This window comes from Streptomyces sp. NBC_00557 (assembly GCF_036345995.1).
In the GTDB taxonomy this organism is placed as follows: domain Bacteria; phylum Actinomycetota; class Actinomycetes; order Streptomycetales; family Streptomycetaceae; genus Streptomyces.
Window position 1 is genome coordinate 5,298,280 of sequence record NZ_CP107796.1, and the last position, 23,950, is coordinate 5,322,229.

Sequence of the window (23,950 nt, forward strand, 5' to 3'; positions counted from 1 at the left end):
CGGGACGCTGTCCCCATGCCCGGGCCCGACCGCCCCGGCGACCGGACACCGCCCCGCCGTCGCATCCTCCGGATCGCCCTGTCGGCCGGCGGGGCGATCCTGCTGGCCGGCGCGGTCTGGATCGGCGTCACCGGGGTGCTCGCCCGTTCCGAGCTGCTGGCGGCCCAACGGGACCTCGACACCCTGCGGCAGTCGGTGACGGCCGCGCCCGCGCCGGTCTCCGCCTCCGCCGCGGCTCCCTCGTCCGCGCAGAAACGCGACCGGGCGGTACGTTCGGCAGCCGCCCATGCGGCTCGCGCGCACGACCTCACCACCGGACCGGCCTGGTACACCGGTGCCCAACTGCCGTTTCTCGGCGGCCCGCTGAGGACCGTGCGCGGCGCCGCGTACGCGGCGGACCGACTGGCCGGCGACGTCCTGGCCCCCCTGGCCCACGCCCTGCCGCAGCCCACCGCGCACAGCCACGGCGCGGGCATGCCGGAGGCCCTGACGTCGCTGCGGACGCACGCCCCGGAGATCGTCCGGGCCGCGCGGGTCGCTTCTCAGGTGCAGACCGACGTGCACGCGCTGCCCGGCTCCACATGGCTGCCGGCGGCGGACCGGGCCCGGGCGCAGCTCGCGCTGCAGACGGACCGCCTGGCCCCGGTGACGGCCGACGCGTCCGTGGCGGCCCGCGTCCTGCCGTCCATGCTCGGCCTGCAGGGGGAACGGCGCTACTTCCTCGCGTTCCAGAACTTCGCCGAGGCGCGCGGCACGGGAGGTCTGCCGGGCGCCTTCGCCGTGCTGCGGGCAGACCGCGGTCATCTGTCCTTCGAGAGGTTCGGCAACAACACCGAGATGGCCAAGGCGAAGGCGGACGTCGACCTGGGAGCCGACTTCGCGGCGCGCTACCGGAGCGACGAACCCACCACCGTGTGGGAGAACTCCAACATGAGCCCGCACTTCCCCTACGCGGCCCGTATCTGGGCCGCCGCGTGGCGCAAGCACACCGGCGAGCACGTGGACGGCGCCATCGCCGTCGACCCGGCCACACTGAGCCGTCTGCTCCGGGTCACCGGCCCGGCCCGCACGGCCGACGGCACCCGACTCACCGCCGACAACGTCGTGGACCTCACCGAACGCGCCAGCTATGCGAAGTACCACGACGTCGCCCGACGCAAGGCGTTCTTCGTCGACGCGGCCCGCGCCGCCGCCGCGCCGCTGATGGCCGCCGCCGACAACGCCCGCCTGCTGCCCGCACTGGTCGTCGCCCTGCACGACGCTCAGCGGGACGGACGGCTGAAGGTGTGGAGTGCCCATGTGGCGGAGCAGCGCCTCCTCGGAACACGCCCCTACTCGGGCACGCTCCCGGACACCCCCGGCCCCTTCGCCGGGCTCGTGGTGAACAACGCGGCGGGCTCCAAGCTGGACTACTACCTGGACCGGAGCCTGCTCTGGGAGGCGGGCAGCTGTTCCGGCGGTGGGCGTCAGGTCACGGCGACGGTGACCCTGACCAACCGGGCCCCCACCTCCGGCCTGCCCGACTACGTCACGCAACGGGACGACCGCCCGCCCTACCGCACCCGGCCGGGCGACAACCGGCTCCTGGTGTCGTACTACGCGGGCGTCGGCGCCAGGCTCACCGGCGCCACCCTGGACGGCCGGCCCGCTCTGCTCGCACCCGGCGTCGAACGCGGCCACTCCGTGTACACCCTGGACATGGAACTGCCCGCCCGCTCCCACCGCACGCTGGTCCTGCACCTCCTGGAACCCCACGCGAACGGCACTCCCGCCCTGCTGCGGCAGCCCCTGCTGACACCGTTGCGCACCACCCTGAAGGCGAAGGGCTCGTGCGGTGCGTGAGCGTCTGCGGCGGGCGGCGTCGCTGGTGCTCTCGGGTGCGCTCGCCTTCGGATGGTGTGCGGCCGCACGAGCGGCCGCCGACGAGCGGCCGCTCCCCGCACGCCGGGTCGAGCGCCTGCGGGTCAAGGTCCTCGAGGTCCTGCGGCACGACCCGAAGGCGTTCACCGAGGGCCTCGAGATGGCCGGCGGCACGCTCTACGAGAGCACCGGCTTGTCCGGAGGATCCTCCGTACGGTCCGGGCCTCCGGGCAAACCGCCCACGGTCCGCGCCGCGCTGCCCGCACCCCTCTTCGGGGAGGGGATCACCGTGCTGGGCCGGACCCTGTGGCAGCTCACCTATCGGGACCGCATCGCCATCGAGCGCGACGCCAGGACCCTCACGGAACTGCGCCGCGTGCCCTACCGCGACGAGGGCTGGGGCGCCTGCTTCCAGCGGGCACGGCACCGGCTGGTGACGAGCGACGGCTCGGCGCGCCTGGCGTTCCGTGACCCGGTGACGCTCGCGAAGACGGGCGGGGTCACCGTGACCGACGAAGGCCGCCCGGTCACGGACCTCAATGAACTGGAGTGCGCCGGCTCCGCCGTGTACGCCAACGTGCTCTTCACCGACCGGATCATGCGCATCGATCCCGCCACCGGAGCGGTGACGGCGACCATCGAGGCGTCGGGCCTGCTGCGCGGCGACGAACTCGTCCCGGGATCCACGCTGAACGGCATCGCGGCCGTCCCCGGAACCAACCAGTTCCTGATCACCGGGAAGTTCTGGCCCAAGATGTTCCGGGTGGTGTTCGTGCCGGCCTGACGGACGGGCGGCCTGCAGCACTCGAGTGGTGCAGGCCGCCCGTCATCGCGTACCGACGCCGCCGGTCACCGCCGCAGGACGCCGGATTCCAGGTTCTCCACGTACCAGGCGTACGTCTGACCGAGTCCCTCGCGCAGTTCGATGCGGGGCGCCCAGCCCAGCGCGGTGAGCCGGGAGACGTCGAGGAGCTTGCGCGGAGTGCCGTCCGGCTGACTCCGATCCCACTCGACAAGCCCGTGGTAGCCGACGACCTCCGCGACCATGTCCGCCAGTTCACGGATGGTCAGGTCCGTGCCGGTGCCGACATTGACCGGCTCGTCCGCGTCGTAGTGCTCCAGCAGGTGCACACACGCCCGGGCCAGGTCGTCCACGTGCAGGAACTCCCGCCGGGGCGAGCCGCTGCCCCAGTTCACCACGCGCGGCGCCCCCGACTCCTTCGCCTCGTGGAAGCGCCGGATCAGGGACGGCAGCACATGCGAGTGCTCGGGGTGGAAGTTGTCGCCGGGACCGTACAGATTGGTCGGCATGGCGGAGATCCAGGGCAGCCCGTACTGCCGCCGCACCGCCTGCACCTGCAGAATGCCGGCGATCTTGGCGATGGCGTAGGCGTCGTTGGTCGGCTCGAGCGGGCCCGTCAGCAGCGCCTCCTCCCGGATGGGCTGCTCGGCGAACTTGGGGTAGATGCAACTGGACCCGAGGAACAGCAGCCGCTCCACGCGCTGTTCGAGGGCGGCGTCCAGCACGTTGACCTGGATGCGCAGATTGTCGGAGAGGAACTCGGCGGGCCGGGTGGCGTTCGCCCTGATCCCGCCGACCCGGGCGGCGGCGAGCACGACCACGCCGGGGCGCTCGGCTGCGAACCACTCGAGCACGGTCGAACGTTCTCGCAGGTCCAACTCCGCGGAACCGGGCCGGATCACATCGGTGAACCCCTCTCGCACCAGTTCCCTGCACACCGCCGAACCGACCAGCCCCCGCCCCCCGGCAACGAACACGCGCGCCGAGCGGTCGAGAGGGCGGCGGAGCCCTCCGGCCGGCGCCGCGGCCGAGACCCTCAGTGCTGCAGCGGCTGGACGTGGGACATCGGGGCCGGTGTTCGTACGGATGGCCATGGATCGCGCCGTCTCCCTTCACTGACGTCGTGTCAGGTCGTGCTCAGGTGGCTGAGAGGAGCATCTCTGGGCGAGCGCGGTCAGTGTGGAAGGCGCGCACAGGCGTGCCGCCCCAGGCGCCGACCAATACCCGATGAACGATTGCCGGCCAGCGCCAAATGCGACACACCGAAACAGCTCAGAAAGAAGAGTGGGGCTTTTTCGTTATCCTGGCCTGACACTCGAGTCGCCTGAGTTTGAGCGGTACTCTGCTCGCGCCCGTCGGGCCTGCGTGTGCCGGTCTTCCGATTTCGAGTGGCGAGACGCGCCGGAAACATGCCTGCGGTACGTAACCAGCAAAGAATCAACATCTTGAACGCAGTCCGAGACTGTTTTTCGGATTTCCATGACTCGTTTTCCATGTTCTTGTCGTCTCGCCGCGCCATCTCGTGTGTTTTCCTGTTCAGACGGCCCAGTAAAGGAGTGAGTGCGCGTGACGGTAAAGACCGCGCTCATCACCGGTATCACCGGTCAGGACGGCTCCTACCTGGCAGAGTTGTTGCTGCAGAAGGGATATGTGGTCCACGGAATCGTCCGCCGCGCCTCGACCTTCAACACCCAACGCATCGAGCATCTCTACCGGGACCCGCACGACCCGGAGGCTCGTCTCTTCCTGCACTACGGCGATCTGACCGACGGTACCCGGATCGCAGGTCTGCTCGAGCGGCTGCAGCCCGACGAGGTCTACCATTTGGCTGCCCAGTCACACGTACGAGTGTCTTTCGACGAGCCCGAGTTCACCGGAAACACCACTGGTCTGAGTACCACCCGGCTACTCGAAGCCATTCGGAGCACAAATCTGCCCTGCCGCTTCTACCAGGCCTCCAGTTCCGAGATGTTCGGCGCGGTACCTCCGCCCCAGAACGAGGACACGCCCTTTCACCCCCGTTCCCCCTATGGCGTCGCCAAGGTCTACGCCTACTGGGTGACCCGTAATTATCGCGAGGCCTACGGCATCTACGCGGTCAACGGCATCCTGTTCAATCACGAGTCCGCGCGCCGCGGGCCGACCTTCGTCACGCGGAAGGTCGCCATGGCCGCCGCACGCATCAAGGCGGGCCTCCAGAGCGAGCTCTACATGGGCAATCTGGAGGCGCGGCGCGACTGGGGCTACGCGCCGGAGTACGTGGAAGCGATGTGGCGGATGCTGCAGCAGGACCAGCCCGATGACTACGTCGTCGCCACCGGCACCAGTTACAGCGTCCGCGACTTCGTCGAGCACTGTTTCGCCCACGTCGGGCTCGACTGGCGCGACCACGTCCGGTTCGACGAACGGTACCTGCGTCCGTCCGAGGTCGACGACCTGGTCGGGGACGCGTCCAAGGCGAACCGGGTTCTGGGATGGCGTCCGAGGGTACTCACTCCGGAACTGGCCCGGCTGATGGTCGACGCGGAGCTCGCGGCACTGGGAGGGACGAGAGCTGAGCCGGTGCCCGCGTCAGGCGCGTCTTCCGCGCTCCTGACGGCGGTCATGACGTGACGACGACGCCTCTGCGCGGCACCGTGGGAACGTGGCCGCTCACTGTACTGATGGCTTGTCACAACCGGCGGGAGAGCACTCTGCGGGCGCTGGACTCGCTGCAGGCCCAGAAGGGCCTGCCGAGGGGCGTGTCCATCGGCGTGCACCTGGTCGACGCAGGCAGCAGCGACGGAACTGCCGACGCGGTCCGCGCGACCTTCCCCGGTACCGATGTGGTGACGGTGGGTCCGGATGTGTACTGGGGCACCGGCATGGCGATCGCCGCACAGCGGGCGCCGGCCGACTCCCACGTGCTGTGGCTCAACGACGACGTCGAGCTTCATCCGCACGCTGTCGCGACGCTCCTCCGCACAGCCGACCCGCTGCGTCATCCGGTCGTCGTCGTGGGAGCCACTCGGTCCAGGGTTGCTCCTCGGACGACGTACAGCGGTTATCGCATGACTCGGACAGGCGGTCTCCGTCCGCCTTCTGCGGTACGCCTCGAACCGGATGCCGACGGCCCCCGGTCGTGCGACACGGGCAATGGCAACATCGTCCTGGTGACGGCCGCCGCGCGACGCGTGCTCGGGGACATCGACCGGGTGTTCCCCCATCGCCTGGGCGACCTCGACTACGGGCTGCGGGCCCGCCGAGCAGGTATCCCGGTGCTGCTGGCCGCAGGGTACCTCGGTGTTTGTGACCAGAACCCGGCGCGAGCACCCGGCACCTCCGCGGAGCCCGGCATCGGACCGGGGCTGGCGCTGCGTCGGCTGGCCTCGGTGCGAGAACAACCTCCGGGGCCATGGTGGCACTACTGCCGCCGTCACCTCGGGATCTGGGCTCCGCTGATTTTTTGCTCCCCGTATGTCAGGGCCCTTTCGCGTTCACTCATCCGCTCTCCGCGGCGTGCCTGAGCCTCCATGGTGGCCGACCGCTGCCTTTCCACAACCTGCAGGACGGATCAACCGTGCAACAGCTGCTGCCCGCCTTCGTCATGGTGTCTGCTGTCACAAGTGGCCTCCTGTGGATTCTCATCAGACACCACACGGTCGGTGTTCTCCTCGTCATGGCCGCTCATGCCTGGGGCTCAGTGGCCGGCCAGGGCTCTGCCCTGGTCCTGGGCATCCATGTCTACCCAGCGGATGCCCTGTCCCTGTGCGCGGCAGGCGTCGGCCTCGGCAGGCTGCTGGTTCATGGCGTGCCGAGACGGGCCGGACTGGGGCCCCTGCTGGGGCTGGGGGCCCTCACTCTGTGCTCGACGCTGCGCGGCATCGGCACATTCGGCCTGCAGCCGGCAGTCAACGACGCCCGCATGTCCTCCTGGTATTTGCTGGCCGCCGCGCTGTACACCGCGACGATGCCCGCCGAGGTGCGGTTGGAACGCGTCGTCGGACGGGCGTGGGGTGCGACGGCAGTGGCATACGCCGGACTGTGCCTGATCGGTTGGGCGAGGCACGGGCTGCACGCGGTCACCTATCGCGCCACCGCCGACGGAGCGGTGATCGATCCCCGACCCGTGCCGGCGGCAGCCGCTCTCGTTCTGACGCAGGCCGCGGTCCTGTGGGTGTACGCACCCGCTGAACAGAAGGACAGGACGGAGGCCGTTGTCGTCCCGGGCCGGCTCCGTCGCGCGGCCCCCGCCCTGGTGCTTCTGCTCTTCGTGGTTCTCCTGCAGCACCGCACCGTCTGGGTCGTGACGGTGGCCATGGTGATGGTCGGGTTTGTGCTGAGCACCGTCACCCGCAAGCGTGGGTCGCTGCCGGCGGCCATGGCTGTGCTGTCCGTGTCTCTTGTGGTGCTGATGTACCAACTGGGCGCCTTCGGCACGATCGGCAACGCGATCGCCACGTCGTTCGAAGAGGTGCGCAGGAGCAACAGTACGCTCGAATGGCGTCTGGCGGGCTGGCAACAGCTTCTGCCGAGGTCAACGGCCGAATGGCTGAGCGGCGTGCCTTTCGGATCCGGCTACGACCGCGTCGTCGGCGGCAGTCTGGTCACCGTGGGACCGCACAACTACTACGTACATCTCCTGCTACGGCTGGGACTTCTCAGCCTCGTGCTGCTGATCGGCTGGTACGTGCTGACGTGGCGGCGGTTGAGTTCGAAAGGCCCGTGGGACGTGACGCTGCGCGTCCTGATGGCGGGGCAGCTGATCTTCTTCGTCACCTACTCGGCGAGTCCGGAACAGGGCGTACTGCTGGGGCTGTGCATGTGGTACCTGCGTACACGCGCCGCCGGCGCTGCATCCGGAAGCGGGTCGCACGGCGTGCCACCCATCCAGCTTCCGAAGAGCGCCGGGCGTCCGGCAGATGACGTACTGGCCGCGCCGACGGTGCGGGGAGCCTCCCGGTGATCGCTCGGGCCGTACGGGCCGCACAGGCGAAGGCACTCATGCTGAACGGAGAACTCCGTCTACGGCGGTCAGGGGTGCGGACCGGCAGGCACGTACGAGCGGTGGGTGCGCCCTTGATCGGCCTGGCACCCGGCTCAGACGTCCTTCTGGGCGATCGCGTTGTACTTGTCTCGCGGACACCGTGGACAGCCCTCGGCGTTGCCCGACCGGTCATCCTGCGAACGCTGCGCCCGGGTGCGGTCATCAGTATCGGCCCGGACACCGGTCTGAGCGGAGCAACCGTGTGCGCTGCGACGAGTGTCGACATCGGTGCCCGTGTCCTGGTCGGGGCCGACGTCCTCATCTCCGACACGGACTTCCACCCGGTCGACGCCTGTCCGCGCAGGTCGGCTCCCGAAAGCGCTGCCGCTTCCGCCCGCGTGAGCATCGGCAACGACGTGTTTCTCGGTGCGCGGGCGATCGTGCTCAAGGGAGTCACCATCGGTGAAGGCACCGTGGTGGGTGCCGGGAGCGTCGTGACCTCGTCGCTGCCCGACCACGTGGTCGCCGCCGGAAATCCCTGCCGCGTCCTGCGTCCCCTCCGCGACACCTCACCTCCGACCAGGGCCGACGGTCACGACGCCTGAGTCAGCAGCCTCGCGAGAACCAGTCCGCATAGGCCTGGGCCACGCCGCGGATCTGGAAGTGTTCTGTGACGCGGTTGCGTGCCGCCTGGGCAAGACGCGTCCGGCGCGCCCGGTCGCGGGCCAGGTCCACCATGGCCTCGGCGAGCTTCACCGGGTTGTCGACGTCGGTGAGCACCCCGGCCAGGCCCCCGTCCAGCACCCACGGGACGCCGCCGCTCTGCGCGCCGGCCACTGACGGAATGCCCACAGCCATGGACTCCACGAGGATCATGGGGAAGCACTCCACCCGTGACGGATGAACCAGTACATCCACTTCCTCGCAGAAGCGCCGCAGCATCACGTGACGGTCCGTCGCCCCCACGAAGTGGACCCCTGCCCCGAGTCGCTCGCGAGCGGCCCAGCGGGCTGCGGGGCCGTCCGGGCCGAAACCGTCACCGAACATCAGGAGTCTGGCCGCTGGTACCTGCTTCCGCGCCAGTCGGAAGGCACGGAGCAAGCCCTTGCCGTTCTTGAGGGGGCCCCAACCGTGCACGGCAGAGGCGAAGACGGGGCTATCTGCTGTGCGTGGTGTGCCGGCGCGGGGGAGGGCGTCCAGCTCGACTCCGTTGGGAATCACTTCGACATGCCGGCGAACGCCCAGACACCGCTGCAGATGCCGGGCGGCGTACGGACTCACCGCGCTCAGGGCCGTGGCCCGATGTACGGCGGGCACGGCGAGTGAGTGCCGAAGCCACCGGTAGGCGCTGCGCATCTCCCATGCGGACCGAAGCGGCGTGTCGTGTGCCGTGACGAACGCGGGCAGTCCCGTGGCCTCGGCTGCCAGAGCGAACTCGTAGGTCCAGTGCGCACTGACGACGTCGGCCGGGTTCTCCAGCATGGCCGCTGTCAGACCGAGTCGTTCGGCCCGAAAGAAGTCCCGGAGCCGGTGCCGGGCCCGTGGCCGCTGAGGCACCACGACGATCCGCAGCGGGTCACCCTCCCCGTGGACGTGCCGCACCCGCACCGCGGGGCTCAGCGCATAGACGGTCACCCGGTGCCCGGCCTCCAGCCAGCTGCGGGCCAGCCAGCCCAGGAGGCCGAAGGAATAGACCTCGGGCAGCGGCCCGGGCACGTATGCCGCGAGTGGAGCGAGGTCCACCGGGCCTGCCAGTCCGATGTGCACGGTCAGCGTCCTTCCGCATGCTCGGAGAGGGCAACGTAATCCAGAGGTCCCGCCCTGTGTCCGGCCCTCGGTGACGGACACAGCCCCATGGCGACGGCGGCCGCGTACACCGGGATTCTCCGGCGCACAAGCGTGCACACCAGCACCACTGGCACCATGAACGCCAGGCCGCAGACCAGGCCTGACGTGGGTGGCCGGCCGAAGGTTCCGCACATGGCCGCGGCACCCAGCGCCGCACCGACGAGCCCGTGCACGACGTGCGCACGCACGACGAAGGAAGCGTGCACCAGCCCCTGGCGTTGCCAGCCCACCACTTGGACGATGTGCCCCGCCACCTGCCCCATCGCCCCTGCGGCGGTGAGCAGAAGCAGGCTCTGCCACACGAGTGCCGCGCAGACTGCGGCGGCGGTGACGGCTGCCGCCGCGATCTGTGTCCGCAGCAGCGCTCTGGTGGCGTGGCACACCTGGTCGATGATCATCCCGGATCGGCACAGGAGAGTCGCCGCTGCTCCCGCGGCCAGCAGGGGAACCAGCTCGGAGGCCATGTCCCAACCGCCGCCGAGCAGTACGTGGAGCGCGGTCGGCCCGATGCCGGCCAGCGCACCGAATCCGATGAGCGCCGCGGCGGAAGCCGAGCAGACGACGTGCGCCACGGCCGGCGCTCCCTCAAGCCCCTGTCTGCGCCGTTCGGCGAGAGCCGGAGTGGCGGCCGAGTTGAGTCCCTGGAAGAGGAATTGGGACGTCAGGCCGGTGACAACGTTCGCGCGGGAATACGCTCCGGTGACGCCCGCGCCGAACACACGGCCCACCACCCACATGGGAGCATTGCTGGTCACGAATTCCAGAAGGCCGTAACCGGCCAGGAGACCGGACGGCATCACCAGATCACGAGACCGTACCGGAGAGCCGTCGGGAATCGGTGATCGGACGACGATCACGAGTAGGCCCAGGGCCACGGTGAGCATCGCGGTGGCCGGCTGCGCTGCAGCCAGGCCGAACGACTTCCAGCCGCAGGCCAGCAGTGCGGTACCGACCGCCACGCCCCCGGCTTGCGCCGTCAGTTCGCAGGTCACTGCCGCGCGGACCAGGCCGATGCGGCGCAGAGCGGTGATGGCCACCGCGGCCCCCGGCTGCACGAGCAACTGGCAGCCCAGCACCCTGAGCATGAGAGGCAGGGTGGGCATCTGCCAAAGAGCACCGCACCACGAAGCGACCGACTGAAGCACGGTGAACGCGACGACCCCGTAAGCGGTACCGAGACGCATCGCCGCCCGTACCACGGGGCCGGTCAGCTGGTCGACCCGCAGGACGTGGGTGGCCAGCCCGCCGTTGGAAAGGTAGCCGACGAGCTGGGTCACGGTGAGGGCAATCGCGTAGGCTCCGAATGCCTCGGTCGAGGCGATCCGGCCCGTCCAGGCCGCGTAGCCGAGCTGAAGGAACGTGGTGACGATGGCCGCCCCGTAGTTCCAGCCGAGACTGACGAGGACTCGAGTGGCCGCGTGACCCGGATCCCGGCGGTGTCCTGTCACCCGCATACAAGACCGCCCGTGGCCGCGCTTCAAGCGACGGCTCTGCACACCAGGACCTGGCCTGCGGCGAAGGCCGGGCGCAGCCGGGCTGCGGCGCGGCAGATCGCCCTTTGCACGCGGGCTTGTACCCCGTCACCGGAATTGACGTGGTAGAAGGTGAAGCCCTGGGGTGACAGGCCGCAGTCCTGCACGAGCCGGGTCAGTGACGCGGGGGTGAAGACGTACACGTGGTCCGGATGGATCTTCTCCACCCCTGCCAGTGTGTTCAGCAGTGTCTTGGCGCCCAGGCCGTTCGGCGTGGAGAGGATCAGCTCCACGCCGCCCCCCACCTCGCGCATCAGCCTGGAAATACCACGGAGGAACGAAGCGGCGTCCCGCACGTGTTCGATGACGTCGCCGGCCAGAATGACATCGGGCCTGAACTCCGCGATCGCGTCTGCGGCTCGGGCGTCGGTGAGGTCCTGCAGCAGATACTGGCCTCCGAGCGCGGTGCGCAACTTCTCGATTCCGGCCCGGTCGACGTCCACGCCGAGTACCTCGGCGGCGTCCTTCATCAGTCGGGCGTGGAGAATCGACCCATCGCGCAGACGCTCGTCTGTCAAGGGGTGATCAGCACAGCCGACGTGAACCACCCGGCGGCCGGCGCACAGGCGGAGCAGGAGGGCGTCCCGTTCCTCCATGACGGGCCCGGTGGCGAGGCGCTGTACGAAAAAGTCTGCTTCAGGCAATTTTCCTCCACTGCTCCATTTGTGCACATTCGATGCACATACTGCCGTGGTGAACCCAGGTGCCCAGGGACGACACGTCGCAGAAGTCTGCGGGGAGCCGACTCGTCCGGGTCTCCCGTCAGTGCGCCGGCAGGGGCCGGCGCCGGAGCAGCTCGAGGTAAAGCCGTTCCGCAGTCTCCGCCTTGGCTGCCCAGGTGTGTCTGCGCGCCCAGCGCAGCGCCGCTTCCGCCATGTGCGCTCGCGCCTCATCGTCGGCAAGCACGTCGTGGAGGGCCCGCGCCAGGCGATCCGGGAGATCCGCCGGATCGCCGAGCGGCACGGCGACGGCTCCCCCGGGAGCGGAGAAGTCGCCGATGCCCTGGTGATCCAAGTGCACCACCGGCAGTCCCCGTGACCAGGCTTCGAGGGTCTGCACACCGGACGAGTCGCGGAGGCTGGTGAACAGCAGCACGTCGGCCTCGTCGTAGGCCTGCAGAGCCTGCTCCCAGGCAACGCGGCCGCGGAACCGGACCGCCTCGGCCACGCCCAGGCGTGACGCGAGGTCCTCCATCGCCACGCGCAGCGGGCCGTCCCCGAGGAAGACCAGACGTGCTGTCGGAACGCGCTTCCTCAGCCGGGAGAATGCCTGAAGGGCCAACTGCGGCGCCTTGAACGCGGCCAGCCGCCCCACCCACAGCACGGTGGGGCCACCGGATGCCTGGCGCGCCGGGACCGGGGCTGCCGCCCGCACCAGGTCGACCGGTACTCCGTCGGCCAGGTGCATGATGGGGTTCCGGCAGCCGAGCCGGCGGGCGCGCGAAGCGGTGTCGGTGTTCGTGGTCAGGACGGCCGCGGCCTCCCGCACGGTCGCCCTGCACGTGCGGCGGTGGCTGAGGGCACGGACCCACAGCAGTTCCCGCACCAGTTCGCGTCCGTACCCGGACCCCACGAACCGTCGGTGACGGAACGGAGCCGTCTGACCGCCCCCCACAGGGCCGAACACCAGAGGCGGTCCCAACTGCCGCAGGGCGCTGCCGCCCACCAGGGAACCGTACGAGACGTGATGCACAAGGTCGGCCTCGGAGAGACCGTGCAGACGTGCGTAGTCCAGCGCGTTGTTCTGCCAGCCGCTGTAGTCGGCGAACTCCTGCGCTTGGTCCCGCAGCGGGCCCGGCACCGCGGCGGTCCACCTGGGGAGCGTGCGCACCGGCACGAAGTGCGGCCGAACGTGCTTTCCCAGTGGCCCCAGTTCAGCGATGCGACGGGCGATGCTCCGGACGTTGTCCCCGTCGCGGCGGGTGAGGACATCCACACTGTGCCCGCGGCGCGCGAGCGCTTCAGCCCACGCCCAGCCCAGGCCCGGTTCGGTTCCCCGGTCCGGGTCACAGCGATAGGAGACGAGGACGATCCGCAACGGCCGTACACCGTCCTCGTGCTGTTCCCGCTCTTCCTGCCGGTCCTCGACGTCTTCCATCCTGTCCCTTTCGACCGCGCCGACGCGTCCGGTCACACGTCGGACCGGGTGGTGCCCGCACTGAGAAGCCACTCGTGCTCGGCGATCTCGTCGGCGCCGAAGCGCCGGCCGACAGGCACCGCGGGATTGCCCGCGACGATGTCGTACGGGAGCACGTCCGCGGTGACGACGGCCCCGGCCGCCACCACCGCGCCGCGTCCGATGGTGAGGCCGCTGAGCACCACGGCTCCGTATCCGATCCACACGTCCGGACCGATGTGCACGGGCCTGCTCAGCCGGTGCGGGTGGTCACCGACCCAGTCGGCATGGCGGACCGCGATCCCGACCTGCCGCATGGCGTGGTCGGTTCGGCCGACGATTCCCACTCGGTTGGCGATGAGCACGCAGTCACCGATCGTGCCGTCGACCTCGATGGTGCATCCCTTGCCGATGTACACGTCCCGGCCCACTGAGAGACTCCTCGGTGCCCACAGCACCGACCCCATGCCGATCCGCACGCCGTGGCAGAGATGCACGTTCTGCCGCACCGCGTAGAGCCGGTGCAGGTGCTCCCAGGCGGTTCGAAGTCGCCGCTTCACCGATCGGAACCTCCGTCGCGGGACGCGAGCATGGCCATGACGCCGTCGCAGAACCTCTCGGCCATCCCTTCGATCGTGTATTCGGCCGCGTTCCGCGTGCAGGCGGCACGCAGCGACGCCAGTCGGTCGTCGTCGCGAAGGAGGGCGACGACAGCGGCACTGTAGGCATCCAGGGCATCGGGTACGACCAAGGCGTTTCGCCCGTGCACCAGGTACTCGAACTCCGGAGCGTGCCATGGCCAGTCGGTCGTCACGATCGGGGTGCGCAGGGCAAAGGAGTCCACAGCGCACAAGCCGACCCGTCCTGGCATCAGCATGACGTCGCTGACCGCGCCCAGCACCGCGGTGTCCGCTCCCGTCACTCGGCCAAGGGGGATCACTGGACTTCCCGGGCGGGCCGCTGCAGCGTCCACCAGGTTCCTGTGCATGCCCTCTCCGGCGACCAGCAGCCGGAATCCGGGAAGTTCACCGGCGATGCGCACGACAGAGTCCAACAGGAAGGAGATGCGTTTGGGCGCGTCCAGGCCCCCGAGGTAGAGCGCTGTACGGCCTGGTGTCAGGCCGTAACGCTGTCTGAGGGCATCGGCCTGTGCGTATTCCGCCGTGTCTCTTCGGCAGGCACGGTCGCGAGCCTGCACGAGCGCCACGGTGTCGACGGAGTTGCGCACCACGGTGATCCGGTCGCGCGGAAAGCCTCGACGAGCAAGGTGATCCGCGCCCCCTTCGGTGTAGGCGAAGAACCAGTTGCCCTGCCTCGTCAAGGCGTCCTTGACGCGGGCCTCCACACGGTTCACCGGCCGTGTGTACGTCCGGCCGTGACCCCAGAAGGCCACCGCCGGAACGCGTCTGCGCCGCGTTGCCCTCCGGCGGCGCAGGGCCAGCGGAAACGCCTCCAAACTGTGCAACGCCTGTTCGAGCACCACCGCATCGGCGGACCCCACACGGCGGCCGACGCGGTGCCAGTCCACCGACACGCTGCCGACGGTGAGCAGGCGTGTCGTGGGCACTTCCGTCGCGCAGGAGCAGGAGGCCGCATCGCGTCGGGCGTCCTGGCCCGGCGGCGGCGGACCGTGCAGGACCTCAAGGGCGACCCCACGAGCGTCCAGACGTTCGTGCGCGCGCTCGAAGAAGCGGGTGCGGTAACCCGGCAGGTACGGCTGTACCACGACGACCCGGCTGCGTGCTCTGTGCCTCATGCGGCCCGCCCCTCAGCAGCCGGGTGGATGGCAACGACGTTGTCCGTGCTGCCGCACCGGTGTTCGGGGTCGGACACCGGGCGGACCTCACCGCCGTCCGTCACCCGGTGCATCCGATAGCCGTGCGCGACGAGCGTGTCCCAGGCACCCCGGGCAGGCAGACCGGCACCGGCCGCGGCCGGGGGTGTGTACTCGAAGATGACCACCGGCCTGTCCTCGGTCAGGATGGAGTCAGCCCCCTCCAGCGCCAGCTGCTCGTATCCCTCGATGTCCATCTTGATCAGCGCGATTCGCCGGTCCCTTGGCACCACGTCGTCGAGCCGCGCCACCTCGACGGCCTCCTCGGCAGCCGCAGCCCCGGGCAGTCGGGCCAGGGAGGAACGGGATCGGTCCGGGTGGATGTGCAGGACGCCTCGGGAGGTGTCCCTTCCCGCGGCGACCGGCAGTACACGGATGTTGCCCGCGCTGTTGAGCCGGATGTTCCTGGACAGCACCGCGCGCGCGTGCCTTGACGGCTCCAGGGCGATGACCAGTCCGGTGTCGGTGACGACACGTGACATGGGAAGCGTGTACGCGCCGTAATGGGCACCGACGTCCACCACATGGTCGCCAGGGCCGACCCAGTGGTGAAGCTGCGCCAGTTCGGACTCGTAGGCGTTGCGCCAGAGATACGTCAGCTTCGCGTTGCCCCGCCACTCCGGCGGACACCACATCCGGGTTGCGCGGTTCCCGAGTGGGACGGTGGCCCCTACGCCTGCCGCCGTACGTGCCCGCCAGGCGGCCAGCCGCAGCAGCGAGGTCACCGGTTGTGCCGTGAACGCGGGATGCCGCAACGTCCACCGCACCTTGCCGATCAATGACATGCGTTGCCTCTCCCCGGATCTCCTGATGGCCTGGCGGCCTGGTACGGTCGTCGCTCTTCCCCGGCAGAGAGCGGGGCGGCCGTGTGCGTCTTGTCAGGCCCTGCCACGGCCTTGACCGACTGCCTGGTCACTCCCCATACGAACCGCGCGTTGCCGAACAGATAGCGCCGCCAGAGACGTCGCGGTTCGCAGCCCAGGCGGAACACCCACTCCAGCCCACTGCGCCGCATCCAGTGCGGTGCCTGCGGCTTGGTGCCGGCGATGAAGTCGAAGGCCGCGCCCACCGCGACGGCCACGACGGGCAGTGCGGTGCACAGTTCGGCGGCCCACCGGTCCTGCTTCGGAGTGCCCAGTCCTACCCAGACGACGTCCGCCTCGGCCGACCGGATGTCTTCCTGCTGTTTCCGCGTCTCCTGAGCTGTCAGGGGCCGGAACGGCGGGGAGCAGCTGCCGGTGATCAGGGCGTCCGGGAAGCGGCTTCGCAGTTGCCGTTCCAGGGCGTCCAGCACGTGCGGCGTGGAGCCGAGGAGATAGTGGCGCAGCCCGCTGCTCCGGCCGAGGTCGAAGACGTCCAGCAGGAGGTCCGGACCGTAGACGCGGGTGGCCGGCAGCGGCGTGCCCCGGTGGAGGAGTCGGTTGGCCCAGACGACGGGCTGACCGTCCGGGAGGTTGAGGGGCGCCGCGCCGAGGACGCCGTGCAGCTCCGGGTCCCGGTCGGCGAGTGCCAGCGTGTAGGCGTTGCACAGGTGGACGTCGCCCCGGGGAACCGGGCTGGTGGTATGGAGTGCGTCGACGGCAACTCCTTGGTTCGTGAGGCGGGTCGCGCGGATCCGACGGGCGAGGTGCACGACGTCGCGGGCGGCGCTCTCACGTGTGTGCGCGGTGATGGGCACCCCCATGCAGGGGACCACGGGTGCCATGGGCGGGCCCGGCGTTCGTTCCGTGGTTGCTGGAGCGGTCATGGGCGGGCCGAGGCGGTCAGCGGTGAGGGAACGGTCCGGTTCCTGCGTTCGTCGAAGTCCCCGAAGACCAGGCGCGTCCGGAAGTCGGTGATGATGTTGCGGAGGCCCTGTTCCACGGGAGTCGTGGGCTCCCAGTCCAGCAGCCGACGGGCCAGGGTGATGTCCGGGCGTCGTCGTTCCGGGTCGTCTTCCGGACGGGGAATCAGCGTGATCTCGGAGGTGGTCCGGGTCAGCTTCCTGATCCACTCGGCCAGCTCGAGCATGGAGACCTCGTGGGGATTGCCCAGATTGACCGGGCCGCCGTGATCGCTGGCCAGCATGCGCAGCAGTCCGTCGACCAGGTCGTCCACGTAACACAGCGACCTGGTCTGGCTGCCGTCACCGGACACCGTGATCGGCTGTCCGCGCAGGGCCTGGCCGACGAAGGTGGGGATGGCCCTTCCGTCGTCCGCGCGCATCCGTGGGCCGAAGGTGTTGAAGATGCGCACGATCTTGGCGTCCACACCGCGGTGTCTGCGGTAGGCCGTGGTCAGTGCCTCGCCGAAGCGCTTCGCCTCGTCGTACACCGAGCGGGGGCCGACAGGGTTGACATGGCCCCAGTAGCTCTCCGGCTGGGGGTGCACCAGCGGGTCGCCGTACGACTCGGAGGTGGAGGCCAGCAGGAAGCGGGCGCCTTTCGCGGCTGCCAGGTCCAGGGCGTGCCACGTGCCGGCCGACCCCGTGCGAAGCGTCTCCAGGGGCAGTCTCAGGTAGTCCGCGGGTGAAGCGGGAGACGCCAGGTGGAACACGGCGTCCACGGGGCCGGGCACGTCCAGGCCCTGGGTGACGTCCACCTCGTACAGCTGGAAGTTCCGCTCGGCCCCGAGGTGTTCGACGTTGCCGGTGCCGGACGTCGCGAAGTTGTCCACGCAGACCACCTCGTGACCCTCGCGGAGGAGCCGTTCGCACAAGTGGGAACCGATGAACCCGGCCCCGCCCGTCACTACCGCACGCATGCAGGTCCTTTCGGCCGCACCGCCCAAGGCCGGACGGGGGCAAGTCGCAGTGTTCATTACCAAAGTTCTGGCATATGTCGTGTATCTATCTATTGCTCACTCATGCGCCAATTGAGGCATTGCGTTTGTTGACATGCCTCTGGGCGAGGGGGTTTCACCTGTTCAACCCAAAGGAGGTGCTGAATGGTGGTATCCGCCGTGGAGACGGCTCACCATGGGGCGGCAGTGTGGCGGCACTCACCGTGGCCGGAACGAGCGGTCAAGCGCACCATCGACGTGGTGGGAGCCGCCCTTCTGCTCCTGCTGCTGGCGCCGCTGCTCCTGGCGGCCGCCGTCGCCGTGAAGGTCGACACGCCGGGACCCCTTCTCTTCCGTCAGCGGCGAACGGGCTTGCGGGGGCAGGAGTTCGAGGTCCTCAAGCTGCGCACGATGTGCGTCGGCGCCGAGAAGATGCGCAAGGCGCTGGCGGCTCGCAACGAAGCCGACGGGCACCTGTTCAAGGTCCGCGACGACCCGCGCGTCACCGCGACCGGACGCTGGTTGCGACGCTATTCCCTGGACGAGCTGCCGCAGTTGGTCAACGTACTGAAGGGGCAGATGTCCCTGGTCGGTCCCCGGCCGCTACCGGTCGAGGACTCGGCGTTCACCGGGGAGGCGCGCCGTCGCCTGCGGGTGCGGCCGGGACTCACCGGACTGTGGCAGATCAGCGGCCGGTCCGACCTGGCGTGGGAGGAGGCCGTCCGCCTGGACCTGGACTACGTCGACAGCTGGTCCCTCAAGCTGGACCTGGCGATCCTCTTCCGCACCCTTCCCGCGGTGCTGCGCGGGAGCGGTGCCTACTGAGTGAGCAGGCCCGGGCGACGCACGGGGAAACGCCCGGCCCCTACTGTGGAGCCATGGGCCGCTACGACACCGAGACCGAGCGTCTGGCCGCCGCCGCGCGGGCCGCACTGGTGCGGGAGATCGACGCCGAGGAGGCCTGGGCCGGGGACCCGGTGTGGCGGGAGGCGTTCGCGGCGGTGCCCCGGCACCTGTTCGTGCCGTACTACTACGTCGCCGGTCCGCACGGCTACGAGCGACGCTGGGGCGAGAGCCCAGACCCGGAGGCCCGCGCCCGCTGGGTGCGCGGCGCCTACGAGGACGTGCCGCTGGTCACCCGGCTGCGCGACGGGGAGCTGGTCTCCTCCAGCAGCCAGCCCTCGCTGATGGCGCGGATGCTGGTCGCCCTGGAGGTCGCGGACGGCGACCGGGTCCTGGAGGTGGGCGCGGGCACCGGCTACAACGCGGCCCTGCTCGCCCACCGGCTCGGCGACGACGACCTCGTCACCACCGTCGACCTGGAACCGGAGATCACCGAGTCGGCCCGGCAGCACCTCGCCGCGGCCGGCCGCCACCCGGCCGTCGTCACCGGCGACGGCACGCGCGGGGTGCCCGAACGCGCCCCCTTCGACCGGATCATCGCCACCTGCGAGCTGTCCACGGTCCCGCGCGCCTGGCTCGCCCAGTGCCGCCCCGGCGGCCGGATCCTCGCCCCGCTGGCCACCGGCCTGCTCGCGCTGACGGTGCGGGACGCGACCGGGGGCGAGGGCCGCTTCCTGCCCACGGCCGCCTACTTCGTGCCGCTGCGCGGCGAACACCGCAGGGCGCCGGACGGAGTCTCGCTCGCCGGGCTGCCGGGCGGGGTGCGCGAGCAGGAGTCGTTCCGCTTCCTGCTCGCGCTGACCCGGGGCGCCCTCGATCCGCAGGAGGCCTGCGCGCTGTGGGAGCGCGAGGGCATGCCCGAGCGCGAGCGGTACGGCGTCACGATCGGCGGCGAGCACGTCTGGGCCTGGCTGGACGAGCCGGAGGGGCCGTACGCCTGGCCCCTGCCCTGACGCCCGCCGGTGCCCCGGCTCCGGCTAGCCGCGCCGGATGGTGATCGTCGTCCAGGCGCCCACGTGCACCCGGTCGCCGTCCCGCAGCGGAACCGGCACGAACGGCTGGATCGGCTCGTCGGACATGTTGACGGTGGTGCCGTTGGTCGAGTTCTGGTCGACGACCGCCCAGCTGCCGTCCGGCTGCTGCACCAGCACCGCGTGCTGGTGCGAGACGCCCGGGTCCTCCGGCGGCACGGACAGGTCGATGTCGGGGGTGTCGCCGGTGGAGTGCCGGCGGCGGCCGATGGTGACCTGGTTGCCGCTGAGCGTGCGCTGCTGCTCGGGCGAGTACGCGGGCAGGTTCAGGCCCGCGGCCTCGGGGCCCGAGCGCTGCATCATCGCCATGAAGTACTCGCGGTCCGGGCCGATGGTCACCGTCCACGTGGCCCGCTGCTGCGGGAAGCCGCCCGGTCCGGGCGGGGCCTGCGTGGCGCCGGGCTGCGGATAGCCGTACCCGCCGCCGGGGCCGCCGCTCTGCCCGCCGCCGGGGCCGCCGGACGGCGGGGAGATCACCCAGTCGTCGTCACCGCCGCCGAACGAGGGGCCGCCGGAGGGCGGACCGCCGGCGGGCCGGCCGCTTTCGCGCGGGAACGCGGGCGGCGCGGGCGGACCCGACTGCTGGAACGCCTGCGGGGCGCCGCCGGGACCGGCACCGGGACCGGGCGGCGGCGGAACGGGACGCGAGGGGTCGCCGCCGAACCCGGAGGGACCGGAGCCCTCACGGCCGAAGGAGCCACCCGGACCCGCCTGCTCACGCCCGAACGGCGGCGGACCGGAAGGACCACCGGGCCCCTGGCCCTGGCCCTGCCCCTGGCCGGGGCCACCGCCGAAGCCGGACGGACCACCGGGGCCGCCGGACCCCTGGCCGGGACCCTGCCCCGGACGTCCGCCGAAGCCGGACGGGTCGCCGGACCCGCCCGGACCACCGGAACCCTGGCCGAAACCGGACGGACCGCCGGGGCCCTGACCGGGACCCTGACCCGGGCCGCCGCCGAAGCCGGACGGACCACCGGGGCCGCCGGACCCCTGGCCGGGACCCTGCCCCGGAGCCCCGCCGAAGCCGGACGGGCCCGGTGAGGTCGGAGGGCCGGAGGGGCCGCGGTCGGGGTCGCCGAACGGGGTCGGGCCCGAGGGCTCGCTGCCGAAGGACGGGATCGGCTCGGCGGGACGGTTCATCTGCGAGGGCCGCGAGCCCTGGTACTCGTACCCGTCGTTGCCGCCGTACGTCGCGCTCGGCGGCTGGAACCGCGGCTGCGGCGGGCGCGGCGCGGCCGGCGTGTACGAGGTGGCCGTGTTGGTCAGGAAGTTCCACCGGCACTCCTCGCAGAACGGCGCACCGCCCTCGCGGGGCGTACGGCACTGCGGGCACAGCTCGGGCTCCGGGGCCGAGGAGGCCGGCGGGCGTGCTCCGGCCTGACCGCCGGTGCCGCTCGGGCCGGAGGGCGGCGGGAAGCCGTAACCACCCGGCGGCGGGGGCGGCGGGGGCGGAGGTACGGCACCGGCCATGCGGTGACCGCAGACCTCGCACCAGTCGTCGGAACCCGACTGGTGTCCGTTCGGGCAGGTCGGCATGTCGGTGCTTCCCCTTCTCCTACGCTTCCAGGGTCACTTCTTTACACGAACAGTCTTTGTGGAGCGGGTCTCGAGAGTCATCTCATCCGCCTCCGCGACCTTCGTCTTCAACCGCACAGTACCTGTCGCGGCGTCGACCACGTCCACCACCTTCGCAAGCAGTTTCGCAGTATCGGCGTTCCCGGAGGCGTTGGCGAGCTGAACGGCACGTCCCAGTTTGGCCGTTGCGCCATCGAAATCGCCCGCTTTGCGCAGACTGAGCCCTTGCTGGATGACCTGTGCCAGTTCGGCCTGCCCGGTGTAGTGGGCGACTTGGGGGTTGATCGAGGTGGAGGCCACCATGTCGTCGGTCCACACGGCCCGTACGAGCCCCTGCGCGCCGAGGTTCTGTACCGATCCGTCCGGCTGCGGCACGACCAGGGAGACCCGTGCGGCCAGCATCTCCTGGCCCAGGCCGGCCGCGGGGACCTGCACGCACACGTGGTAGTCGCGGGACTCGTCGCCCCAGGACCCGGTCGGATAGTCCCCGGCGCGCGGCCCGGCCTCGGTGCGGCGGTCGGTCAAGTCCTCGACGGTGGGCGCGACTTGCTTGACGAACCGGATCGTCGTGCCCACCGGTGTCCACACCCTCAGGGAGACGTCCGCGACCTCCTTGCCCATCGCCGTCTCCATCATCGCCGTGAAGTCGGCGGCGAGATGGGCCGGATCCGCGACGATGTCCGCGGTGCCGAGCAGCGCCGAGGCGATCCCTGTGACTTCTTTCACTTCCCAGTCGGTGCCCACGCCGCGCGCGTCACAGGTGAACCGGCCGGCGCACGCGTCGAGCGCCGCCTTCAGATCCTGGGGCGACTCGTGTTCGTTGCGGCCGTCGGTGAGCAGGATGCCGTGCCGGATGGTGACGTCCGCCGAGTTCAGCAGCCGGTCGGCGAGCCGCAGCCAGGTGCCGATGGCCGTGCCGCCGCCCGCGCTGAGCTGCCGCAGCGCCTGCTTGGCCTGCTCGCGGGTGGCGGGGTCGGCGACCGCGAGGCGTCCGCCGCCCGGGTAGACCTCCTTGGCCACGTGTGTGCCGCCGATCACCGCGAAGTGCGTGCCGTCGCGCAGCGCGTCGATCGCGGCCGCCGTGGCGTCCCGGGCGCCCCGCATCTTGGTCGGCGGGTAGTCCATGGAACCGGAGCAGTCCACCATGACCGCCACCGCGGCCGACGGGCCGTGCCCCTTCGGGTACAGGTGGGAGGCGGCGCTGCCGATCGTGCCCCCGCCGGTGGCCGTCACCGTGACGATCGCGTTGACCTCGCGCCCGCCCTCCGGCAGGTACTCGTTCTGGTACACGTCCATCGCGAACTGCGGCACGTGCGGCTTCGAGAAATTGGCCATGCGTACTCATCCCCCTTGACCACCCTGCCGAGGGCAGGGCGCCGACTGTGCACGGGCCGGTCCCCTCCGGCCCGCGCCTCAGGCCGATCCTGCCCCCTGCGGCGGCGCCGGGAACGGCAGGACCGCCACTGTTACGTTGTCGTGGCCCCCGCCGTCCAGGGCGTGTCCGACCAGCACCCGGGCGCTGTGCAGCGGGCGCTCGGCCGCGTCCGGCGGGACGACCTCGCTCATCTCCTCGGCCGTCTCGGCGTAGTTCCACAGGCCGTCGGTGCACACCACCACCACACCGGACCGGTCCGGTTTGAAGGACGCGGTGTGCGGCTCCAGTTCGTAGGCGTCCGCGCCGAGCCAGCCGGTGATCGCGTGCGCGCGCTCGTCGGCGTACGCCTCGGCCTCGCTCATCAGGCCCGCGGCGACCATCTGCGCGGCCCAGGAGTCGTCCTCGGTCAGCCGGGCCGGCGGCGCGCTCCGGTCGTCCGGCACCCAGTAGACGCGGCTGTCGCCGACCCAGCCGACGACCAGCAGCCCCGAGGTGACGACCGCGCCGACGATCGTGCAGGCCGGCGCGTTCTGGTGCGGGGCGTGCTCGCGGGCCGTCGCCGGTTCCTCGGCGAGCGCGTTGACGGCCTGCGCGGCGGCGACGATCGCCTCGTGCATGGCGGTCTGCGGATGCGTGCCGCGCGGCAGCGCGGCCAGCAGCGCGTCGCCGGCCGCCTGGGAGGCCGCCGTCGACGCGTCGTCGGGGCGGGTCGCGGAGGACACGCCGTCGCAGACGACGGCGACGGCGGCCGGGGTGCCGTCGGGCAGCGCGGTGTGGCCGACGGCGAAGGCGTCCTCGTTGCGGTGGTGGCGCAGCCCCCGGTCGCTGACGGCGGCCACCGGCCCCGACTCCCGCTCCATGTGGTCGCGTTCGCGGGGCTGGGCGTGCCCGCAGTTCTCGCAGTAGCCGTCGCTGTCCACCCGGCCCGCGCGGCAGGCCACGCACACCTGCGCGGACTCCTGGGGCGCGGCCACGGTCTCGGCCACGCGCGGGTCCGGCGCCTGCAACGGGTACTCGTCGGGCTCCGCGGGCCGGTCGAACCGCACCCCGGAACCGGCCGGCTCCGCCTCCGGCCCGTGCTCGGGCAGCGGCCGGCCGCCGGAGTCGGTGCCGGGCAGGTCGGCCGGGAGATGCACCGCCGGCGCGGCGCTCCCCGGCTCGGGAGCGGGCCAGTCCACCCCGTCGCCGGGGGAGCCGGTCATGGTGAGCGTCGGATGGTCCTGCGGCGGGGCGGGCACGACGGAGAGGTCGTGCCCGCACGCTCCGCAGAACAGGTCGCCCGGCTCCACGGGCTCCGCGCAGCTCGGGCACTTCGGCAGTGCGGCCTGCTGGGGCATCTGCGACATCGA

Annotated in this window: 20 protein-coding genes and 1 pseudogene; 8 read left to right on the forward strand and 13 right to left on the reverse strand. The window is 70.9% G+C overall.

Features of this window, described 5'->3' with window-relative positions:
• The first annotated feature begins 15 nt into the window (after nucleotides 1–15).
• Nucleotides 16–1,842: a DUF4012 domain-containing protein gene (locus OG956_RS23135; RefSeq protein ID WP_330339900.1), complete on the forward strand. Its 1,827-nt coding sequence runs from the start codon at nucleotides 16–18 to the stop codon at nucleotides 1,840–1,842.
• Nucleotides 1,835–2,644 carry a glutaminyl-peptide cyclotransferase gene (locus tag OG956_RS23140; RefSeq protein WP_330339901.1) on the forward strand — a complete coding sequence of 270 codons (810 nt, stop codon included), beginning with the start codon at nucleotides 1,835–1,837 and terminating at the stop codon, nucleotides 2,642–2,644. Before OG956_RS23135 ends, OG956_RS23140 begins: the two co-directional genes overlap by 8 nt.
• A gap of 65 nt (nucleotides 2,645–2,709) precedes the next feature.
• Here the strand turns inward: OG956_RS23140 and OG956_RS23145 are convergent, their stop codons facing one another.
• Nucleotides 2,710–3,756: a GDP-L-fucose synthase family protein gene (locus tag OG956_RS23145; protein WP_443065593.1), complete on the reverse strand. Its 1,047-nt coding sequence runs from the start codon at nucleotides 3,754–3,756 to the stop codon at nucleotides 2,710–2,712.
• 472 nt (nucleotides 3,757–4,228) lie between these two features.
• Between OG956_RS23145 and gmd the strand changes: the two genes are divergently transcribed.
• From gmd to OG956_RS23165, 4 genes are all read left to right on the forward strand, one after another.
• Nucleotides 4,229–5,275 carry a GDP-mannose 4,6-dehydratase gene (gene gmd / locus OG956_RS23150; RefSeq protein ID WP_330339902.1) on the forward strand — a complete coding sequence of 349 codons (1,047 nt, stop codon included), beginning with the start codon at nucleotides 4,229–4,231 and terminating at the stop codon, nucleotides 5,273–5,275.
• Nucleotides 5,272–6,168: a glycosyltransferase family 2 protein gene (locus OG956_RS23155; protein ID WP_330339903.1), complete on the forward strand. Its 897-nt coding sequence runs from the start codon at nucleotides 5,272–5,274 to the stop codon at nucleotides 6,166–6,168. Before gmd ends, OG956_RS23155 begins: the two co-directional genes overlap by 4 nt.
• A gap of 53 nt (nucleotides 6,169–6,221) precedes the next feature.
• Nucleotides 6,222–7,607, forward strand: a complete 1,386-nt coding sequence (locus OG956_RS23160; RefSeq protein ID WP_330339904.1) for an O-antigen ligase family protein — start codon at nucleotides 6,222–6,224, stop codon at nucleotides 7,605–7,607.
• Between the two features lie 113 nt (nucleotides 7,608–7,720).
• Nucleotides 7,721–8,233, forward strand: a complete 513-nt coding sequence (locus tag OG956_RS23165) for an acyltransferase (protein WP_330339905.1) — start codon at nucleotides 7,721–7,723, stop codon at nucleotides 8,231–8,233.
• Nucleotide 8,234: 1 nt separating this feature from the next.
• Here the strand turns inward: OG956_RS23165 and OG956_RS23170 are convergent, their stop codons facing one another.
• From OG956_RS23170 to OG956_RS23210, 9 genes are all read right to left on the reverse strand, one after another.
• Complete coding sequence (locus tag OG956_RS23170) at nucleotides 8,235–9,395, reverse strand: glycosyltransferase family 4 protein (protein ID WP_330339906.1); 1,161 nt, start codon at nucleotides 9,393–9,395, stop codon at nucleotides 8,235–8,237.
• Between the two features lie 2 nt (nucleotides 9,396–9,397).
• Nucleotides 9,398–10,924, reverse strand: coding sequence for an oligosaccharide flippase family protein (locus OG956_RS23175; protein WP_330339907.1), 1,527 nt, complete (start codon nucleotides 10,922–10,924; stop codon nucleotides 9,398–9,400).
• 29 nt (nucleotides 10,925–10,953) lie between these two features.
• Nucleotides 10,954–11,604, reverse strand: a complete 651-nt coding sequence (locus tag OG956_RS23180) for a class I SAM-dependent methyltransferase (RefSeq protein ID WP_330339908.1) — start codon at nucleotides 11,602–11,604, stop codon at nucleotides 10,954–10,956.
• A 166-nt stretch (nucleotides 11,605–11,770) separates the two neighbouring features.
• On the reverse strand, nucleotides 11,771–13,105 hold the full coding sequence (locus OG956_RS23185; RefSeq protein WP_330339909.1) for a glycosyltransferase family 4 protein: 1,335 nt from the start codon (nucleotides 13,103–13,105) through the stop codon (nucleotides 11,771–11,773).
• Between the two features lie 32 nt (nucleotides 13,106–13,137).
• A complete protein-coding gene (locus OG956_RS23190; protein ID WP_330339910.1) occupies nucleotides 13,138–13,683 on the reverse strand; it encodes an acyltransferase in 546 nt (181 codons plus the stop codon).
• Nucleotides 13,680–14,879: a glycosyltransferase family 4 protein gene (locus OG956_RS23195; RefSeq protein ID WP_330339911.1), complete on the reverse strand. Its 1,200-nt coding sequence runs from the start codon at nucleotides 14,877–14,879 to the stop codon at nucleotides 13,680–13,682. The genes OG956_RS23190 and OG956_RS23195 overlap by 4 nt, the downstream gene beginning before the upstream one ends.
• Nucleotides 14,876–15,742, reverse strand: coding sequence for an FkbM family methyltransferase (locus OG956_RS23200; protein WP_330339912.1), 867 nt, complete (start codon nucleotides 15,740–15,742; stop codon nucleotides 14,876–14,878). The genes OG956_RS23195 and OG956_RS23200 overlap by 4 nt, the downstream gene beginning before the upstream one ends.
• Nucleotides 15,733–16,641: a WecB/TagA/CpsF family glycosyltransferase gene (locus OG956_RS23205; protein WP_330339913.1), complete on the reverse strand. Its 909-nt coding sequence runs from the start codon at nucleotides 16,639–16,641 to the stop codon at nucleotides 15,733–15,735. The genes OG956_RS23200 and OG956_RS23205 overlap by 10 nt, the downstream gene beginning before the upstream one ends.
• 59 nt (nucleotides 16,642–16,700) lie before the next feature.
• Entirely contained in the window at nucleotides 16,701–17,699 is a 999-nt protein-coding gene (locus OG956_RS23210; RefSeq protein ID WP_330339914.1) for a UDP-glucuronic acid decarboxylase family protein, read from the reverse strand.
• A 252-nt stretch (nucleotides 17,700–17,951) separates the two neighbouring features.
• On the opposite strand from OG956_RS23210, the pseudogene OG956_RS23215 reads away from it, so the two are divergent.
• Both OG956_RS23215 and OG956_RS23220 read left to right on the forward strand, forming a co-directional pair.
• Nucleotides 17,952–18,542, forward strand: a pseudogene (locus tag OG956_RS23215) (sugar transferase); the annotation flags it as partial.
• Nucleotides 18,543–18,595: 53 nt separating this feature from the next.
• A complete protein-coding gene (locus tag OG956_RS23220) occupies nucleotides 18,596–19,573 on the forward strand; it encodes a methyltransferase domain-containing protein (protein ID WP_330339915.1) in 978 nt (325 codons plus the stop codon).
• A 24-nt stretch (nucleotides 19,574–19,597) separates the two neighbouring features.
• Here OG956_RS23220 and OG956_RS23225 read toward each other — a convergent pair whose 3' ends face one another.
• The 3 genes from OG956_RS23225 to OG956_RS23235 form a co-directional block, all read right to left on the reverse strand.
• Complete coding sequence (locus OG956_RS23225) at nucleotides 19,598–21,187, reverse strand: FHA domain-containing protein (RefSeq protein WP_330339916.1); 1,590 nt, start codon at nucleotides 21,185–21,187, stop codon at nucleotides 19,598–19,600.
• A gap of 33 nt (nucleotides 21,188–21,220) precedes the next feature.
• On the reverse strand, nucleotides 21,221–22,561 hold the full coding sequence (locus tag OG956_RS23230; RefSeq protein WP_330339917.1) for a vWA domain-containing protein: 1,341 nt from the start codon (nucleotides 22,559–22,561) through the stop codon (nucleotides 21,221–21,223).
• Between the two features lie 78 nt (nucleotides 22,562–22,639).
• The gene (locus tag OG956_RS23235; RefSeq protein WP_330339918.1) at nucleotides 22,640–23,947 is read right to left on the reverse strand and encodes a PP2C family serine/threonine-protein phosphatase; all 1,308 of its coding nucleotides are present in this window, start codon (nucleotides 23,945–23,947) and stop codon (nucleotides 22,640–22,642) included.
• Between the last annotated feature and the right edge of the window lie 3 nt (nucleotides 23,948–23,950).